Source organism: Nocardia brasiliensis NBRC 14402 (assembly GCF_000308475.2).
In the GTDB taxonomy this organism is placed as follows: Bacteria; Actinomycetota; Actinomycetes; order Mycobacteriales; family Mycobacteriaceae; genus Nocardia; species Nocardia brasiliensis.
This window is the reverse complement of the sequence record NZ_BAFT02000049.1, coordinates 1-1,409: the sequence shown is the minus strand read 5'-3', so window position 1 is coordinate 1,409 and position 1,409 is coordinate 1. Positions and strand designations below refer to the sequence as shown.

Here is a 1,409-nt window from a genome sequence, read left to right as displayed (position 1 = left end):
CGCGACCGGCGTCATCGGAACACGATTGGTGCCGCTGCTGATCGCGGCCGGGCACGAGGTGGCCGGGATGACCCGATCGGCGGGCAAGGCCGAGCAGGTGCGCGCGGCCGGTGCGCAGTCGGTGATCTGCGATGTGTACGACGCGGACGCGCTGACCGCGGCCGTCCGGGAATTCGGTCCCGATCTGGTGCTGCACCAGTTGACCGACCTGCCCGACGATGCCGCACTGCTGCCCGAATCCGGTGCGGCGAATTCCCGCATCCGTACCGAGGGCACCCGAAATCTGATCGCCGCCGCGCAGACCGCGGGTGCGAAACGCTTGCTCGCGCAGAGCATCGCGTGGGAGCCCGCGGGCGGCCGGGGCGAGGTCGTCCGGCAGCACGAGGCGGCCGTGCTCGACATCGGCGGCGTGGTCGTACGATACGGCCAGTTCTACGGTCCCGGAACCTATTACGAGACGGAGTTGCCCGCGCATCCGCGGGTGCACGTGGACGAGGCCGCGGCGCAGACGATTCCGCTGCTCGAGGCGGCCGGTGGTGTCGTGATCATCGCCGAGAACGCCTGAGCCGATCCGCTTCCGGCGCGGAAACCGCACTGCCTCCGGTGTATTGGAGTCACCGTAGGCAGGGGCCCGGGTCCACGGCCGGTCCGGTGAGAGCGAGTCCGTCGAGTAGTTCGGGCAGGCTCGCCGCGTATCCGACCGTGCTGTTGTCCGGGTCGACGCCGAACACCATACCGAGCACCCGGCCTTGCGGGTCGATCAGCGGCCCACCGGAATTCCCGTCCTGGATGTCGCCGTGCACTGTGTAGGTCGCGCGTTCGCTCGTCTCGCGGTGGTAGATGTCGGGCACCGGTCGCGTGCCGCGCTGCCGCACGCGCGCGGCGACGGCCGTGTACTGCCCGCCCCTCGGATATCCGAGGATGATGGCGTCGGCGCCTGGCGCGCCCGGCCCGGCCGCCACGGTGAGCACCGGTGCGCTGAGGCCCGGTACCGCGAGCACCGCCACGTCGCGTGCTGAGTCGAACTGCACCACAGCGGCTTTCAATCGGCCGCGGGGTGTGTCGACCCAGCGGTCGGTCGTGCCCGCGACGACGTGCGCGTTGGTGAGGATCCGCTCCGGTGCGACGACGAAGCCGGAACCGATCTCCTGCTTACCGCAGGCCGGCGCCTCGCCGTGGATCCGCAGCACGCTCTGCTGGAGGTCGTGGGGGACCGGGCTTTGCAGAATACGCGGATCGGGCGGCGGGAGCGGCAACACCAGTCCCGCCTCCACCATCGGGGCGGTGACGACCGTGGACAGGCTCGCCAACCAGTACGGCGCGACCTCGTCGACCGAGCGCACCACCACCGAATCCCGTACGGCCGCCAGCAGTCCCGGCTGCGTCGACACCGTGAGCGGGGCGGCGAG

Annotated in this window: 2 protein-coding genes; one reads left to right on the top strand and one right to left on the bottom strand. The window is 70.9% G+C overall.

All coding sequences use genetic code 11. The features are described from left to right. On the top strand, positions 1–565 hold a 565-nt coding region (locus tag TY25_RS15485; protein WP_042256880.1), incomplete at its 5' end, for an NAD-dependent epimerase/dehydratase family protein. 49 nt (positions 566–614) lie between these two features. Here the strand turns inward: TY25_RS15485 and TY25_RS15480 are convergent. Continuing rightward, positions 615–1,409 (bottom strand): MarP family serine protease (locus tag TY25_RS15480; protein WP_042256877.1); only part of this gene is annotated, 795 nt, incomplete at its 5' end.